At 44.8% G+C, this 16,893-nt stretch carries 11 protein-coding genes; 8 read left to right on the forward strand and 3 right to left on the reverse strand.

What is annotated here, in order from left to right:
- Positions 1-420 precede the first annotated feature (420 nt).
- Complete coding sequence (gene glgP, locus Q1V85_RS09480; RefSeq protein WP_300599252.1) at positions 421-2,085, forward strand: alpha-glucan family phosphorylase; 1,665 nt, start codon at positions 421-423, stop codon at positions 2,083-2,085.
- A 164-nt stretch (positions 2,086-2,249) separates the two neighbouring features.
- Here glgP and Q1V85_RS09485 read toward each other — a convergent pair whose 3' ends face one another.
- The gene (locus Q1V85_RS09485) at positions 2,250-3,482 is read right to left on the reverse strand and encodes a 4-hydroxy-3-methylbut-2-enyl diphosphate reductase (RefSeq protein WP_300599253.1); all 1,233 of its coding nucleotides are present in this window, start codon (positions 3,480-3,482) and stop codon (positions 2,250-2,252) included.
- 219 nt (positions 3,483-3,701) lie between these two features.
- Between Q1V85_RS09485 and Q1V85_RS09490 the strand changes: the two genes are divergently transcribed.
- Positions 3,702-5,006 carry an alpha-amylase family glycosyl hydrolase gene (locus Q1V85_RS09490; protein ID WP_300599254.1) on the forward strand — a complete coding sequence of 435 codons (1,305 nt, stop codon included), beginning with the start codon at positions 3,702-3,704 and terminating at the stop codon, positions 5,004-5,006.
- Between the two features lie 393 nt (positions 5,007-5,399).
- Here Q1V85_RS09490 and Q1V85_RS09495 read toward each other — a convergent pair whose 3' ends face one another.
- The gene (locus Q1V85_RS09495; RefSeq protein WP_300599255.1) at positions 5,400-5,834 is read right to left on the reverse strand and encodes a CBS domain-containing protein; all 435 of its coding nucleotides are present in this window, start codon (positions 5,832-5,834) and stop codon (positions 5,400-5,402) included.
- A gap of 133 nt (positions 5,835-5,967) precedes the next feature.
- Positions 5,968-7,107: an aminofutalosine synthase MqnE gene (mqnE, locus tag Q1V85_RS09500; protein WP_300599256.1), complete on the reverse strand. Its 1,140-nt coding sequence runs from the start codon at positions 7,105-7,107 to the stop codon at positions 5,968-5,970.
- Between the two features lie 257 nt (positions 7,108-7,364).
- Between mqnE and Q1V85_RS09505 the strand changes: the two genes are divergently transcribed.
- The 6 genes from Q1V85_RS09505 to Q1V85_RS09530 all read left to right on the forward strand — a co-directional run bounded on the left by Q1V85_RS09505 (position 7,365) and on the right by Q1V85_RS09530 (position 16,871).
- Entirely contained in the window at positions 7,365-8,624 is a 1,260-nt protein-coding gene (locus tag Q1V85_RS09505; protein ID WP_300599257.1) for a nucleoside permease, read from the forward strand.
- Positions 8,625-8,768: 144 nt separating this feature from the next.
- The gene (gene trxA, locus Q1V85_RS09510; protein ID WP_018626163.1) at positions 8,769-9,089 is read left to right on the forward strand and encodes a thioredoxin; all 321 of its coding nucleotides are present in this window, start codon (positions 8,769-8,771) and stop codon (positions 9,087-9,089) included.
- Positions 9,090-9,487: 398 nt separating this feature from the next.
- Complete coding sequence (locus Q1V85_RS09515; protein ID WP_300599258.1) at positions 9,488-10,501, forward strand: LacI family DNA-binding transcriptional regulator; 1,014 nt, start codon at positions 9,488-9,490, stop codon at positions 10,499-10,501.
- 318 nt (positions 10,502-10,819) lie between these two features.
- Positions 10,820-13,954: a TonB-dependent receptor gene (locus tag Q1V85_RS09520; protein WP_300599259.1), complete on the forward strand. Its 3,135-nt coding sequence runs from the start codon at positions 10,820-10,822 to the stop codon at positions 13,952-13,954.
- Between the two features lie 11 nt (positions 13,955-13,965).
- Positions 13,966-16,020: a RagB/SusD family nutrient uptake outer membrane protein gene (locus tag Q1V85_RS09525; RefSeq protein WP_300599261.1), complete on the forward strand. Its 2,055-nt coding sequence runs from the start codon at positions 13,966-13,968 to the stop codon at positions 16,018-16,020.
- A 35-nt stretch (positions 16,021-16,055) separates the two neighbouring features.
- Complete coding sequence (locus Q1V85_RS09530) at positions 16,056-16,871, forward strand: DUF3823 domain-containing protein (RefSeq protein WP_300599263.1); 816 nt, start codon at positions 16,056-16,058, stop codon at positions 16,869-16,871.
- Positions 16,872-16,893 lie beyond the last annotated feature (22 nt).

The raw sequence follows: 16,893 nt of genomic DNA on the forward strand, positions 1-16,893 counted from the left end.
GTGAAAATGGGGAAGGGGGATATGGCTGTGTACAATAAACGATATACGTATACAATAGGCTATTGGATATGAACTCCCAGCATTCGGCATTTAGCACTCAGCATTCAATGCCGTTTCCTTAAGCAATTTTTATGGTTGCCGCAGATACGCTGATTGCGCCTGCGGCGCTTTTCTGCGATATTGTTCCCGTTAAAGCCGATACCAAATCTGCGCATCTGCGGCTTTAAGGAAGCGACATTGACTCAGCATTTAGTATTTAGATCATCGAGTGTTAGACGGATCCAACTTCAAACGTCAAACCTGAAACCGCTCGCGGAGCGGGTGTCAATGTGTGTTATCCACACAATTATTAACGCGGTAGTATTTTATAGCGATTTCTTGGTATAATTCACTTATTTTGCTATCCGTTAAATAAAGCGTATGAGTTTTGAAAATTTTAAGGTACCCTACGAGGTGGATAAGAATTATGAGAAAAAGGTTGCTTATTTCTCAATGGAGTTTGCCATTCATCAGCCACTAAAGATTTACAGCGGAGGACTGGGCTTTTTATCGGGCTCACATTTTCGCAGTGCGTATGAATTGCGGCAGAACATGATCGGCATTGGCATTTTATGGAAATATGGATATTACGACCAGGAACGAAATCAGGACCAAACCCTGGATGTTGCCTGGAATGAAAAACTATACAGTTTCCTGGAAGATACCGGCATCAAATTCCAGATCATGGTGCATGATGCGCCGGTTTGGGTAAAAGCCTGGTACCTGAATCCTGAAACGTTTAAAACGGCTCCCTTGTTTTTGCTGAGTACGGATCTGCCGGAAAATGATTATGTATCGCAAACCATTTCTCATAAACTGTATGATGCCAATGTGGCCACAAAAGTAGCGCAGTTTATATTGCTTGGAGTGGGAGGCGCCAGGCTGATTGACCTGCTGGGATTCAATCCCGAGCTCTATCACCTGAATGAAGCCCATGGCCTTTCTGCAGCATTTTACCTGTACCGGAAGTTTAACAATAACCTGGAGGAAGTAAAAAAGCGCCTGGTATTTACCACGCATACACCGGAAGAAGCGGGCAACGAAAAACATGATATTTATCTCTGCCATAAGATGAGTTATTTCTGTGGACTGAGTGTAGACGAGGTAAAGGCGCTTACCCGCGATTATAACGATCAGTTTAACCACTCGCTGGTAGCACTGCGGTTTGCGCATGTGGCCAACGGCGTTTCAAAACTGCATGGAGAAGTGTCGCGGGATATGTGGGGAAAATACGAAGGCATCTGTCCCATTGTTTCCATTACCAATGCACAGAACTGGAACTACTGGGCCGATAAACAAATGTATAAGTTCAAAGATGTAGGCGATGATTATGGCTTCGACGACCGTAAATGGTTTTTGAAGAAAAGGGCCTTTGAAATTGTGGCCGATCAAACCGGTAAATTATTCGATCCCAAAGTATTTACCATTGTATGGGCCAGAAGGTTTGCCGGATACAAGCGGGCGGGCCTGATCGCATCTGATCTGCGGCGGTTTAACGAGTTGCTCAACAACCCCGAATTCCCGGTTCAGATCATCTGGGCGGGTAAGCCTTACCCGATGGACTTCCCGGCGATCTCAGAATTTAACGAGCTGGTACACCTGAGCAAAAACTATAAGAATGTGGCCGTGCTTACCGGGTATGAGCTGGGATTGTCGAAACGGCTGAAACAGGCTTCGGATATATGGCTTAACAATCCCCGGGTTCCCAGGGAGGCATCGGGTACCAGTGGTATGACGGCGGCAATGAATGGTGCCGTAAACTTTTCTACAGATGATGGCTGGATTCCGGAGTTCATTAACCACGGACATAACGGGTTTGTAATTCCCAAAGCCGACTATGCGAATATGCATACACATGAGCAGGATCAGTATGACCTTGATAAGCTGTATGAGATCCTTACCGGTCAGGTGATTCCGTTGTATTACCGCGATTATAATACCTGGCGCCAGATCATGAAAAATGGCATGCAGGATGTACGCTGGCAATTTGAAAGCAACCGCATGGCACATGAGTATTATGCGATGATGTATAACGCCAATTATTAGAACTCTGTTCGTATATATTTTTAAGCCGCTTCTGTAACAGGAAGCGGCTTTTTGTATTTCGTTTCAGGATATTGGTCGGCCAGGTTCGGGGTTTCGGAACTATCCGCTTCAAGATCAAAAAACGAAGCGGGTCCACTTGTACAGTACGGAGGGTGAAGCCGGGTTTACAGGGCTAAAAAGTTTTCGGCTACTTTATCTGTAGGAACGGTATCGCTGAAAAATCCGGTCAGCTTTTCAATCACCCGTTCTACCAACGCATCCGGACAGGAAGCGCCGCTGGTCATCAGGATCCGTACCGGTGTATGTGCGGGAAGAAAATGCCTGGTGAGTAATTCCTGTTTGGTATGAAAGTTATAATGCAGGATCTCATCCCTGCTCAGGATCTTTTCTGCATTGTTGATAAAAAAAGTAGGCAGTTTTTCCTCACAAAGTTCTACCAGGTGTGAGGTGTTGGATGAATTATAGCCACCTACTACTATCGCAAAATCGGCCGGCATTTGCAGCATTTCACTTACAGAAGTCTGGTTATCGTTGGTAGCATAACACAGAGTATCTCTTGTATCTGCAAACCGTTCGGCCAGGTTTTCCTTGGTGAGCCCGTATTTTTCAATCATTACCTGTTTGAGATAATCGGCAATGGCCTGCGTATCGCTGGCCAGCATGGTGGTTTGGTTTACTACGCCAATGCGGCCCAGGTCCCGGGCAATGTTGAACCCCTCGCTGTATTGACCTTTGAATTCTGTATAAAAATCTTCGGAAGGTTTTTCTCCGGTAATATATTTCGACAGCTCGATGGTTTGTGCCATGTTCTTTACCACAACGGAAGGGGCATTGAATGCGGCATGTGAAAATGTAGCCCGGGTTTCTTCATGCGTCGGTTTGCCATGAATGACAATGGAATATTCTTTTTTGGCGATCACTTCACTCCGGTTCCATACTTTTTCCACAAAAGGGCAGGTAGTATTGTATTTTTCCGTGTGAATGCCGATGCTGTTTAGTTTTTGCTCAATTTCGAGCGTGGTACCAAACGCGGGAATCAGCACAATATCCTCGGGCGTAAGCTCTTCAAAAGAAATGATCTGTCGCCCATGGGTGTCTTGCAGAAAATGCACACCTCTTGAAAGCAGGTCTTTATTCACCTGTGGATTATGGATCATTTCGCTGAGCAAAAAGATCCGTTTGCCAGGGTTTTCGTCAATGGTCTTAAAAGCGATCTCAATGGCGTTTTCCACGCCGTAGCAAAAACCAAAATGCCGGGCCAGGTAAATCTGTACCGGTCCGAAATCCAGGAAAGTTGGCGAGAAGTCTTTTTTGAGCTTGTCTTTTTCCTTACGTTTTCTTTTTATTGCGGAAATCAACGGGCTCCTGTAAAAAACAGGTACATCAAACTGCTTCATCCTGCAAAATTACTTGATATCTTTTAAAGCACCATGATGGAGTACCAAATAGCAAATTCCAAATCTCAAATCTCAAAAAAACAATTATCTTCAGTTAAAAGAAGCAATATGAACAGATGGTATGCACTGATAACGTTGCTTTTGATAACGGGGGCTTGTAAACTCATGCCCAGGGAGGACTCAAAAAAAGAACCAGGCGGCAAATCAAAAACAACAGCAATGAAAAAGGAAACAGACTGGAAACATACGACGAATATTTACGAGGTAAACCTGCGGCAATATACTCCGGAAGGCACGTTTAATGCTTTTGCGGCGGCCTTGCCCCGGTTAAAAGATATGGGCGTGGGAACCCTTTGGTTTATGCCCATTACACCCATCGCCCGGGAAAAAATGAAAGGATCCCTGGGCAGCTATTATGCCTGCTCCGATTATACAGCAATTAACCCCGAATTTGGCACATTGCAGGATTTTCAAAACCTGGTAAAACAGGCGCATGAAATGGGCTTTAAGGTTATTATCGACTGGGTGGCCAATCATACGGGATGGGATCATGTGTGGACGCGTTCACATCCGGACTATTATTTAAAAGACAGCGTCACGGGTACATTTAAAGTGGCCAGCGGAATGGATGATATTATTGAATTGAACTATGGAAACCCTGAATTGCGGAAGGCCATGATCGATGCGATGAAATTTTGGGTTCAGCAGGCGGATATTGACGGGTTCCGTTGCGATCTGGCCTCCTGGGTGGAGCTGGATTTCTGGAAGGAAGCCCGTCCGCAGCTGGATGCGGTAAAGCCATTGTTCTGGCTGGGCGAATATGATGAGCTGGAAAACCCGGATTATGGGAAGGTATTTGATGCCAGCTATTCCTGGAAATGGATGCATAAAACGGAAGACTTTTTTAAGAAGCGTCAACCGCTGTCGGAATTATACGATCTGCTGCAACAGTACAACTCCATTGGCGATTCCAGTATGCGCGCCTGGTTTACATCAAATCATGATGAGAACAGCTGGAATGGAACGGAGTATGAAAAATATGGTGGACTGGCCATGCCGCTGGCGGTATTCAGCTGCACCTGGAATGGCATACCACTGGTATATAGCGGCCAGGAAATTCCTTTGAAAGAAAAGCGGCTGCAGTTTTTTGACCGGGATCCAATTCCATGGCCGGGCAATCGGGTGGCGCAAACAGATGGATTGGCATTGCATTCTTTTTATAAAGTATTATTGAATTTGCATACCACCAATCCTGCACTACGGGGTGGCGACCCGGCCGTAACTACTTTTAAACTCAGTACTACGGCAGACGACCGGGTATTGGCCTATCTGCGTAAAAATGGTACGCATGAAGTACTGGTGGTACTCAATTTTTCTGATGCTTCAAACCTGCATGTGGATATCACGGATGCGCATGTTACCGGTTCATTTAGCGATGTTTTTTCGGGCGCTACCCGGGATCTTTCCACCACAAAAAGTTTTGTGATGCAGCCGTACGGATACCTGGTTTTTGAGAAGCGATAAGGGGGTGTTTCATGTTCCAGGTTGGATTCTGTCTTTCACCTGATGTGTCAGGACAGATTTAAATTCCGGAACGTGATCAACTGAAAACTGATCGCTGAAGACTGATGACCAAAGGTTCCCGGTTTGAAGTTTCATGTTCCAGGTTGGATTCCGTCTTTCACCTGATGTGTCAGGACAGATTTAAATTCCGGAACGTGATCAACTGAAAACTGATCGCTGAAAACTGATGACTAAAGGTTCCAGGTTGGATTCCGTCTTTCACCTGATGTGTCAGGACAGATTTAGATTCCGGAACGGAATCAACTGAAAACTGAAGGCTGAAGACTGATGACTAGTAGCTAAAAGCGCAAACTGAAAACTGAGAACTGATGGCTGAAAACTGCGAACCGCTGTCTACCCGTTACTATGAATATAGTCCTGCAAATGATTAATGGTTTCCTTTTGCTGAAGAATGGTTTCCTTTACCACGTCGCTGATCGAAATGATGCCGGCGAGCTGTGCGTTGATAAATACGGGCAGGTACCGGATGTTTTTATCGCTCATCAGTTCCATACAATGCTCTACGGTATCATCCGGAGAAATATGCGGCAATTCCGTTGACATAATTTCCTCCACGGTGGTATCTGAAGAATGTTTCCCTTTCAGGATCACCTTACGGGAATAATCACGTTCGGTAATAATGCCCAGGTAATTTTCTCCCTTCTGTACCACCAGTGCACCAATGTTTTTTTCAGCCATCAATTCCAGTGCCTGGTACACGGAAGTAGCCGGAGCAATGCTGATCGTATTGTGCCCTTTACGGGCAAGGATATTGGAAACCTTAGCCATGATAGCAATGATTTAGAACAGCAATATATCAAAAATAGCGCAGAAAACCTAATCGGATTATCCGTCAATTGCTATATGCCATCAGTCTTTAGCTATCAGCCGCAGCTAAACGCTGAAAGCTCATTGCGCTTTATTAAACAAGCACCTCTGTGCCATAATCTTTGATCACATTGTAAAGGGTACCTCGTTCCACGGGTTTGCGGTGGGCCTGCCTTATCAGTACTACAAGATCCTGTGTAGACATGGACGGAACCTGTTCCTCTGCCCCGGCCATGGAATAGATCTTGGTGGTATCGTCAATGGTTCCGTCAAGGTCGTTTACACCAAAGGAAAGCGACAGCTGGGCATTCTGCCGCCCCAGCATGGGCCAGTATGCCTTCAGGTGCGGAAAATTATCGAGGTAAATACGTGCAATCGCATAAAGCCGCATGTCTTCTACCAGGGTAGACTCTGCTACGTTGCTCATATCATTGTTTTTGTTACGGAATTTTAACGGGATAAACGTATTAAAGCCACCGGTCCGGTCCTGCAGCTCCCGTAAACGGCGCATATGATCTACCCGGTCGGCAAAACTTTCAATATGTCCGTACAGCATAGTAGCATTGGTATGCATTCCCAATTCGTGGGCCGTACCATGAATAGCTAACCAGCCATCGGCATCTACCTTATCCGGACAAATCTGTTCACGCACACCTGCGGCAAAGATCTCAGCGCCACCGCCCGGCAGGCTTTCCAGCCCGGCGTCTTTGAGATATTCCAACCCTTCCTTCACGGTTTTTTTTGCCTTCCGGAACATATAATCCAGTTCAACGGCGGTAAATCCTTTAATATGAAGGTCGGGCCGGTGCTCCTTAATTTTGCGCAGCAGTTCAGCAAAGAACTCCAGGTTCATTTTAGGGTGTACGCCTCCTACAATATGTACTTCGGTTACCGGTTCGTTGTCGTATTTCTTCACAATGTCCATCATCTGCTCCAGTCCCAGTTCCCAGGCCTCATCCCGATGCGCGTATAAACGGCTGTAACTGCAAAAGTTACAGGTATAAATACAGGCATTGGTAGGCTCAATATGAAAATTACGGTTAAAATAAGTTATATCTCCATGTAACCGTTCCCGTACAAAATTGGCCAGTGAGCCCACAAATCCAAGACTGCCTTTTTCAAAAAGAAGCAATGCTTCTGCATCCGTAATGCGCTGGTTATCGTAAACTTTTTGAGCGATGTTTTTCAGATCGGTATCTGCTGTTAAAATAGATGTCTCTAACACTTCTGCCATGCTGCTGATTTTTTGCAAATTTAACGCTTTCTTGTTTAAGGCTCAAGTTCAAGGTTTAGGGGGGCAAGACTAAACGTTAAGGAGTATCCGTTACTGAACCAGAAATCGCCATCCTGTTTCCGCCGGAATCTGGTTTGAAACGCAATGCTTCAAACCCGGACTTCTTTTAACCCTTCTCAGCAATATTTTAATAAAACTTCGGGTTTAATAGTTATCTTCAATGGTTGTATAACAAGAGGGATAAACTAAAGTTTACTATGAGCTTAAAATTCAGATTGACGATCCTGAGCTTCCTGCAATTTTTCATATGGGGTGCCTGGTTGATCACGATCGGGGCCTATTGGTTTCAGACAAAAAAATGGTCGGGCGGTGAGTTCGGCGCTATTTTTTCTACCATGGGTATTTCCGCCCTCTTTATGCCCACGGTAATGGGTATGCTTGCAGACCGCGTGATCAATGCTGAAAAATTACTCGGTCTTTCCCACCTCATGGGGGGACTGGTGCTGATGCTGGTGCCGTTGGTAGACAGCCCAGTGACCATGTTCCCGGTGATGCTGATCAATATGATCTTTTATATGCCCACTATTTCGCTGGCTAACAGCGTTTCCTATACCTCCTTGAAAAATGCAGGGAAGGATGTGGTAAAAGACTTTCCGCCGATCCGGGTATGGGGAACCGTGGGGTTTATTGCTGCCATGTGGACGGTAAGCTTGCTACAGCTGGAGAAAACAGCCGGACAATTTTATGTAGCCGCAGGGGCATCTTTTTTACTGGCAATTTATTCCTTTACCTTGCCCAAATGTCCGCCTCCGTTAAAAGGACAGTCGAACAGGGAAGCGGGCGCAAGGATGGGAAAAGACATGTTTTCCTTATTCAGAAACCGGAAAATGGCACTATTCTTTATCTTCTCGATGTTGCTGGGTGCGGCATTGCAGCTAACGAATGCCTACGGCGATACCTTTCTGCATGATTTTGCCAAGATCGATCTGTATAAGGATACCGTTGCTGTAAAATATCCGGCCATTATCATGTCCATCTCCCAGATCTCCGAAACCCTGTTCATACTGGCGATTCCTTTTTTCCTGAAAAAGTTTGGAATCAAACAGGTGATGCTGATCAGTATGATTGCATGGGTACTGCGCTTTGGTTTGTTTGCCTATGGCAACCCCGCAGAAGGGCTTTGGATGATCATTCTGTCCTGTATTATTTACGGTATGGCCTTTGACTTTTTTAATATTTCCGGTTCGTTGTTTGTAGAAACACAAAGCAGTCCTTCCATCCGGGCAAGTGCCCAGGGCATCTTTATGATGATGACAAATGGGATTGGTGCGGTACTGGGCAGCGTGATCAGCGGTATTGTAATTCAAAAGTTTTTTACAGCGCCGGGTGGGGTTATGAACTGGCATGAAATCTGGCTGAGCTTCGCTGCATATTCATTGGTGGTAGCCGTTTTATTTGCCGTGCTGTTCAAGCATAAGCACAATCCCCAGGCGCTGGAACGCGTGGCTGGTCATTAAATGAACGGCTGTTAGCGGTCATTTGTCAGGCGCTTTACCCGTATTGACATTTTCTGCACAACTTTTTGTCAATATTGCCTGTTATTAAAATGGGAACTAAATTTGTAATTCTTTATCAATAATTAATCAATTAAAATATTCGAAATGGCAAAAGAATTTAATGATTCCAACTTTCAGGCAGAGGTTTTGGACTCTGATAAATTAACGGTGGTGGATTTTTGGGCAGAATGGTGCGGTCCCTGTCGTGCGATTGGGCCGGTAATTGAGGAATTATCGAAAGAATACGAGGGAAAGGTAAATATCGGGAAAGTGAACGTGGATGTGAATCCCCAGGTTTCTATGAACTATGGTATTACTTCCATCCCTGCCATCCTGTTTATTAAAAACGGCCAGGTGGTAGATAAGCTGGTAGGTGCGCAGCCCAAAGGCAACTTTGTAAAGAAGATCGAATCACATCTGAACTAATTCGGAAATCCGGACAAATGTTAAATTTTTTAAGCCCTGTCGAATTTTTCGCAGGGCTTTTTCTTTGGCTGTCCGCTCCATAATCCCGTCACCAGCTTTCCTCCGGCCAGGGTGTAAACAACCGGGAAATTGGTATACGAAGGTAGAAATGAACCAAAGCGAAATCGATTGCGCAAAAAAAAGCAGGTAATGAGGAACCCTTTGCTTTTTGGCTGAGATCTCTGCCAGGACTGCGTTTTACTACTTTCGCGGTGCCGTTTTATATGGCATGGATGCCCATGCCGGTATCGAGAAAAAAAACTGTTCCCGGTACTAAATAGCAAAAACCTGCTAATTTTATTCTATCCGGATCCGCAGGGAACAAAATTACTAAACGTCAAACTTTTTGATTATCTGTAGTGAAACATTTATCCATTAAAGACATTGCGCGGCTCGCCGGGGTTGCGCCATCCACGGTTTCCTTCGTTGTGAACGGAAAACACCAGGAAATGCGGATCAGCGAAGAAATGGTCAAACACATCCAGGCCATTATTAAAAAGACCGGTTATATCCCAAACCGGGCGGCTGCAAGTCTCCGCACCGGAAGAACCCATGTGATCGGGCTGATTGTGGAAGACATTGCCAATGCATTCTTTGCATCCCTTGCCAAGTCGGTTGAGTCCGTTGCTGCTAAGGTTGGTTACCGGGTGGTGTATGGCAGCACTGAAAACGACGATGGCAAAGGCAACGACCTCATACAGCTGCTGGCAAAGCAGGTGGATGGTTTTTTAATTACCCCTTCTATTGGTATGAAAACCGGGGTTCAGGCATTAAAAAAGACAAAGAAACCGTTGGTGCTGATCGATCGTTATTTTCCGGATGAAGATATCCCGTTTGCGCTTGTTGACAACTATGGGGGAGTAAGCCAGGCAACGGAGTATCTTATTGAAAAAAACAAGAAGAACATCGCCTTCGTAAATGTGGCCATGGACCAGGTGCAGATGAAGGAGCGGGAGCGGGCCTTTGTGGATGTGATGCACAACCGCGGGCTGTTTCAGAAAAAGCTGTTGCTGCGGCTTCCGTATTACCAGGACAAAACACAATATGAGTCAAGAATTCGCAGCTTTCTTCAAAAGCGACCGGAGATTGATGCCATTATTTTTGCAACCAATTACCTGGGCATGTTTGGGATCAAAGCTCTAAAGGACCTGGATATTGCCATACCGGGCCGGGTAGCGGTACTCAGTTTCGATGATACCGATCTTTTCCGTTTTTCATCGCCGGCCATTTCCGTAATCAGCCAGCCGGTACAGGAGATCGCTGCGCAGGCTATGCGATTGCTGCTGGAGCAAATGGATGCAGGGCAAAAGAAAAAGCACCCCGAGGGAGGCGTATTGGTATCCCCTGAACTTATTTTAAGAAATTCCGTATAAAAATTTTGTTAATTAAAATTATCCTTTTAATTTTAGTTTTGCAAAAACGATTTTGCTTTCTGAGGTACCGGCAGGAGAAAAGAGAAATGCCCGATAGTTAGAACCGGAACCTGGATGTGTTGCGGATGTATTGCTGTATGATTAATGAATCCAAAGATTGTTGCCACATTTAATGTACGTTTAGCTTAAGCATTTTTTCAGGAACTGAATCGTTTAAAATGATTTTTTTGGGGCGGAGGCGATCAATGACGGTACATTGTTGACCAAAAATGCATATTTGATTCTAACGATTATTAAACCAAATATTAATCATCTTCTATGAAGTACTTATTGTTGTTGCTGGCAATTTGCTTTGCTATCTGCCATGGAAAAGGATTTGCGCAACAGGCCGATCCGCGAAAAAAGATCACGGGTATTGTACAAGACCAACAGAGTATTCCGTTGCCGAATGTAAGTGTTCAGATAAAGGGAAGTTCTGTTGGTGTGATTACGGATAAGAATGGAGCGTTCAACATTACGGTATCGGATACTGGCTCTGTGCTGGTGTTTTCTGCAATTGGATATCAATCACTGGAAAAACCGGTAACCGGTGAATCTGGGATGGTGGTGGTTCTACTTCCGGAGGCCGACCGGTCGATGGATGAGGTAGTGGTAGTGGGCTACGGAACGCAAAAGAAGTCTACGCTTACCGGGGCAATATCGTCGATTAAGGGTGACGATATCCGTACGACCAAAAATGAAAATCCCCAGAATATGCTAACAGGTAAAGTGCCCGGAGTACGGATTGTCCAAAAAAGTGCTGAACCCGGTGCATTTAACAATGTGTTTGATATAAGAGGCTTTGGCTCTCCGCTGGTCATTATCGATGGGGTACCGCGTTCCAATGCAGATTTTCAGAGAATGAATGCGAATGACATAGAAGATATATCTGTGCTCAAAGACGCTTCTGCGGCTATCTACGGGGTACGTTCAGCAAATGGAGTGGTACTGATTACTACAAAAAAAGGGCGTAACAGGGAAAGTGTACTTTCTTATGATGGTAATTACACCTGGCAGTTTCCCTCAGGATTGCCTAAAACGGTTGATATTTATCAGTATCTGACCTTACGTAATGAGATCGCGCGGCATTCCATCATTGGTGGGCCAAGCAGCCTGGTATATAATGATGACGTCTTTGATGATTACAGAACCGGAAAGCGAAAAAGTTATGATTGGTACCCGCTGGTTTTCGCAAAGTATGCGCCACAAAGCCAGCATAATTTAAGTGCAACGGGAGGCAATGAGAAGTTTCAGTATTATATTGGGGGAGGATATCAAAACCAGGGAAGCTTTTTTAAGACCAATGACCTTAATTATAACAAGTATAATTTACGGACCAGTATAACAGCAAAAATTTCCAGACGTTTTACGTTGGATGCCAATGTGAATCTTGTTACGGAAACAACGAATCAGCCTTATCAAAGTCCCTGGTGGATCATCCGTGGATTTTGGAGGCAGGGGCCGCAGATTCCGGCTTATGCAAATGATGATCCAACCAAGCCCTACCATGGTTTGATTGAGGGCGATAACCCAATCTCCTTCATGAGCAAGGATATCAGTGGCTACAGGGTATATAAGAACAGTTGGGTGCAGCCGGTACTGAGTCTGCGTTATGACGTTCCTGCTATAAAAGGGCTTTATGCTAAAACCTTATTCAGTTATGATTATTCCATTTCCAACAGGAATTACTTTCAAAAAGAATATAAGCAGTACCGCTATGATGATGCTGCACAAAAATTTTTGCCGGCCTTCGTCCGGCAATCTCCCGACCGCATCACCCGGGAAGCCTATTTTTATTCTCAGTTGCTGAGTCAGACTTCATTAAACTATAGCCGGCTTTTTAACGGCGCACATAAGGTGGATGGAGCATTGATTTGGGAAACTCAAAAAAGACAGGGTGATAACTTCAATGCACAACGAGACCTGGCACTGCCATTGCCTTATTTATTTGCGGGAGTGCCACTAAACCAACAGGCAAAAATGAACACTGGTTCCGGTGATCTTTATGAATTTACCAATCTGGGATTGGCGGGCCGCGTTAATTATGCGTTTAACAATAAGTACCTCGCGGAATTTCTCTTTCGATATGACGGATCATCAAAATTCAACGGGGGCTATCAATGGGGCTTTTTCCCGGGGGGATCTGTTGGCTGGAGGATCTCGGAAGAGAAGTTTATTAAAAATGCTACCAGCCTGGCATTTATTAAACAGCTAAAGCTGCGTGCCTCTTATGGTGTAATGGGCGACGACGGAGCGGCGGCTTATCAATGGGCAAGTGGTTATAATTATCCAACCGGTACGGATTCCAGGAATTTTACCGGTGGATATGTTTTTGACGGAAATTTTATCGCCAGTGCCAGTAATAAAGGAATTCCCAATACGGCCATTACATGGTATACTTCCAAATCATTTGATGCCGGTATCGATTTCTTGGGCTGGAACGGATTGCTGGGCTTTACATTTGATTATTTTCAGCGGAGAAGAGATGGGCTTTTAGCAAAGAGAAACGGCGGCATCCCAACCGTGGTAGGCGCTGCACTTCCGGATGAAAATATTAACAGTGATCTGAATTACGGATATGATTTTGAAATACTGCACAATAGCCATATCGGAGAAGTGTCTTACAGTTTAAAAGGTATTTTCTCTTTCACAAGAATAAAGGCGTTATATGTAGAACGCGGGCCTAACGGCAGCTCTTATTCGAACTGGAGAAACAATCAAAACGATCGTCTGCAAAATGTGTGGTGGGGATATACAGGCAATGGCCGTTTTGAGTCTTGGAATGATATCTGGAACAGCCCGGTATATGTTGGACGTGGTACTGTACCCGGCGATTACCGTTATGAGGACTGGAACGGAGATGGCGAGATCAATGACTTGGACCGGCATCCGTTTCAGTTAAGTTCCACACCCTGGGTTAATTATGGTTTTTCAGCCAACTTTTCCTATAAGGGGATCGACCTGTTCTTTTTGCTTCAGGGCTCAGCACTGTCTACAGTGCAGTATGTGGAGCAATTATATCAGCCTTTATGGGGCAATAATGAATCCGGAGCAATGGTGCAGTTTATGGACCGGTGGCACCCCAAAGATCCCAAAGCAGACCCTTATGATCCTAAAACAGAATGGGTACCGGGTTACTACGGGTATACCGGAACCTTACCAGATGCCAGCTCTTCCTATAATTCAGTCAACGGGGCATATCTCCGTTTAAAATCGGTGGAGCTGGGTTATACGCTTCCGGGAAAATGGATAACAAGACTGGGCGTTAAGAATACCCGGTTTTATGTAAATGGATACAACCTGCTTACCTCAACAAAAGTAAAATATGTAGATCCGGAACATCCCACTGATAGCTATGGCTACCTGTATCCGCTGAATAAAACCGTGTCTGTTGGTCTAAATGTAACCTTCTAAAAGTATTCAAGATGAAACTGAAATATTTCTTATTTATATTGCTTGGTATCAGCATCACCATCTCGTGTAAAAACTACCTGGATGTGCCTCCAAAAAATATTGTTAACGAGTCTGATCTTTTTTCAAATTCAAAAGGCGTGTCTTTATACCTGTCGCGAATGTATAGCCAAATGCCCTTTGAGGATTTTAAATATTCTCCTGCGCGCCAGTTTTTTGACGATTGGCTAGTAACTCCGGGTACGAATGAAGGCTCTTCACTGGGAAGAGATGCTGGAGAGGCAATGACTTCAGAAGGCTGGGCCCGGAACGGTGCATATTGGGTACGGGCCTTTAACCTGTTGCGGGATGCGAATCTTCTTTTAGAGAACTTACCCGGATATAAATCCAATTTTGTAGATGCAGAGTTCAATGACTTTACCGGTGAAGCGTATTTTGCCCGGGCAATGGTCTTTTACGCATTGGCGAAAAGATACGGAGGCGTGCCGTTAGCAACAAAAGTGCTCAAATATCCGGAAAACCCCGCGGCACAACTGGAAATACCCAGGGCAAGCGAAGAAGAGACCTGGAATCAGGCATTAGCCGATTTTGATAAGGCCATTGAACTATTGCCCGAAACCAGCCCGGTTAAAGGGTATGCAAACAAATATGTAGCACTTGGATTTAAGTCGGAGGCCATGCTGTATGCTGGCTCCGTAGCCAAATACAATAAGATTACAGGTTTTGGCCAAAAAGTAAAGGTCAGGATTATCGGGTTTGATCCTGCAACTGCTGCTACTACTTCAAAAAAATACTTTACTGAGGCCTATAAAGCCGCCAGTACAATTATCAAATCGGGCAAGTATTCGTTGTATAAAAAGAAATGGGCCGCCAATGATAAAGACGCGCAGTATCAGAATATGGTAGACATGTTTTTTGATGCGACCAGCTCTGAAAATATTTATACAAAGGATTATAAGTATCCCGATTTGGCCCATGGGTATGATGCCTATAATATTCCCCGGCAGCTAATGGGAGGAAATGGGTACTCAGCAGGTAACTGCCCCACACTGGATTTTGTAGAGCTATTTGATGGTATTCCTAAAAACGCTGATGGTACCATCAAAGTGCTTGATGCCAATGGTAAATATCTGTTGTATGATAAGGTTACCGATCTTTTTGCAAATGCGGAGCCAAGGTTACGGGCCAATGTTATTTTGCCCGGGGAAATTTTCAAGTCGGAAGCGATAGAAATACGGCGGGGCATTTTTACCGGAAGTGTTACAAATGGAATTGCGCCGCTTCGTGCAGTGAACGGCGCAACAGACTATTCGATTGGAGGGCCTCAAACCTACAATCAGGTAGATGCGTATACAGCAAAGGGCACATTCTCTACAAAGTCACTGTTCCTCTCGCAGAATGGTACTACACATGAAGTGGTTACGCTCCCTGATGGATCAAAAATGAATGCGGGGGGTAAAAGCGGCCCGTTTGGAAATGCCGATCTGACTGCAGCTTTTACGGGATTTGTGGTGCGTAAATGGTTAAACCCAACCATGCCGCAGGCGCTCGTGCTGGAAGGGCGGTCGGAACAGTCGTTCATCCTAATGCGCTATGCTGAAGTATTGCTAAATGCAGCAGAAGCAGCATCCGAGTTAATGCTTGCAGGTGAAACCTCTTTCAATGGCGATGATTTGCAGGCGGTAGCATACAACGCCATAAAAGATATTCGTGAGCGGGCCGGTGCTACGCCGCTTGTGGGTTCCGGAGATGTATCAGGACCTGATGGGTTACAACGCATCCGGAAAGAACGCCGCAAGGAACTGGCATTTGAAAACAAAATTCTCTGGGATATCCGCAGATGGCGGACACAACATTCCGATATGTTGAATGGCTTTACACAGGCAGACGGTGCCTATTACAGAGGGTTGTATCCATTTTATTCTTCTGTGGCCAATAAATATTTTTTTGATGCTGGTTTTGAAGAATCCAGGAAGCGGTTCCGGATCACTGAACAAGAATATTATTTTATGATTCCATCCGGAGAAGTTACGAAAAGCCCGGTTATTGATCAGCAACCCGGCCGTTAATTTATTTATTGAAGAAACTACGTAAAAAATAATATATGAAAAGATCGCTTTATACGCTGTGGACACTAATCCTGTTAACAGGAATAAATGCCTGTACAAAACTGGATAATTATTCCGAGCCGAAGGAGACGCTTAAAGGTAAAGTAGTGGATGTAGTTACCGGGGAACCCGTATTAACGGATCAGGGTAGTGAAGGTACAAGAATACGGATGCGGGAACTGAGCTGGATCGCCTCAAACCCGGAAAACCTGGATTTCTATTGTATGAAAGAAGGTGTTTTTCAGAATACAAAAGTTTTTAAAGGAACCTATAATGTAAGAGTGGATGGGGCATTTATACCGTTAGTGCGGCTAAATACAAATGGAGACACCGTTGCCAACGAGTCAAAAACATTAGAAATAAAGGGCGTGACCGAACTGGAATTTAAGGTACAACCGTTCCTGAAGATAGAGTGGGTGGGTACGCCTACTGTTGCAAATGGTAAAATTACGGCAACCGTAAAAGTAACAAGAGCGGTAAGCCCTGCAGACTTTAAGGCAAAGATTGGCCCCATGGGCAACTATAACGATGCGGCATTGAATGATATGCTGAATGTAACGGACCTGCGTCTGTTTGTAAGTCAGGTGCCATACGTTGGTTACAGGGAATGGGATAGCCGTTACTCTACAATTATCAATTATTCGGGAAATGCATTTGAAGCTTCCCTGGGACAGCCGGTAACAATTACAACACAGGGAACAATTCCTGCAGGAAGAACGATGTTTATAAGAGCGGCGGCCAGAATTAACTATGCAACGGAGAATATTAAACGGCATAACTATAATGCAGCTGTTCGGGTAGATATCCCCTAATATTAAAACCTAAATTTTTTAA

The organism is Niabella sp., assembly GCF_030150205.1.
Classification (GTDB): Bacteria; Bacteroidota; Bacteroidia; order Chitinophagales; family Chitinophagaceae; genus Niabella.

Excerpts from the sequence above, each read along its gene's own strand:
- Q1V85_RS09490 (WP_300599254.1), top strand. The coding sequence starts at position 3,702 with ATGAAAAAGGAAACAGACTGGAAACATACGACGAATATTTACGAGGTA.
- Q1V85_RS09520 (WP_300599259.1), top strand. The coding sequence starts at position 10,820 with ATGAAGTACTTATTGTTGTTGCTGGCAATTTGCTTTGCTATCTGCCAT.
- trxA (WP_018626163.1), top strand. The coding sequence starts at position 8,769 with ATGGCAAAAGAATTTAATGATTCCAACTTTCAGGCAGAGGTTTTGGAC.
- Q1V85_RS09485 (WP_300599253.1), bottom strand. The coding sequence starts at position 3,482 with ATGAAGCAGTTTGATGTACCTGTTTTTTACAGGAGCCCGTTGATTTCC.
- Q1V85_RS09530 (WP_300599263.1), top strand. The coding sequence starts at position 16,056 with ATGAAAAGATCGCTTTATACGCTGTGGACACTAATCCTGTTAACAGGA.
- Q1V85_RS09495 (WP_300599255.1), bottom strand. The coding sequence starts at position 5,834 with ATGGCTAAGGTTTCCAATATCCTTGCCCGTAAAGGGCACAATACGATC.
- glgP (WP_300599252.1), top strand. The coding sequence starts at position 421 with ATGAGTTTTGAAAATTTTAAGGTACCCTACGAGGTGGATAAGAATTAT.
- Q1V85_RS09525 (WP_300599261.1), top strand. The coding sequence starts at position 13,966 with ATGAAACTGAAATATTTCTTATTTATATTGCTTGGTATCAGCATCACC.
- Q1V85_RS09505 (WP_300599257.1), top strand. The coding sequence starts at position 7,365 with ATGAGCTTAAAATTCAGATTGACGATCCTGAGCTTCCTGCAATTTTTC.
- mqnE (WP_300599256.1), bottom strand. The coding sequence starts at position 7,107 with ATGGCAGAAGTGTTAGAGACATCTATTTTAACAGCAGATACCGATCTG.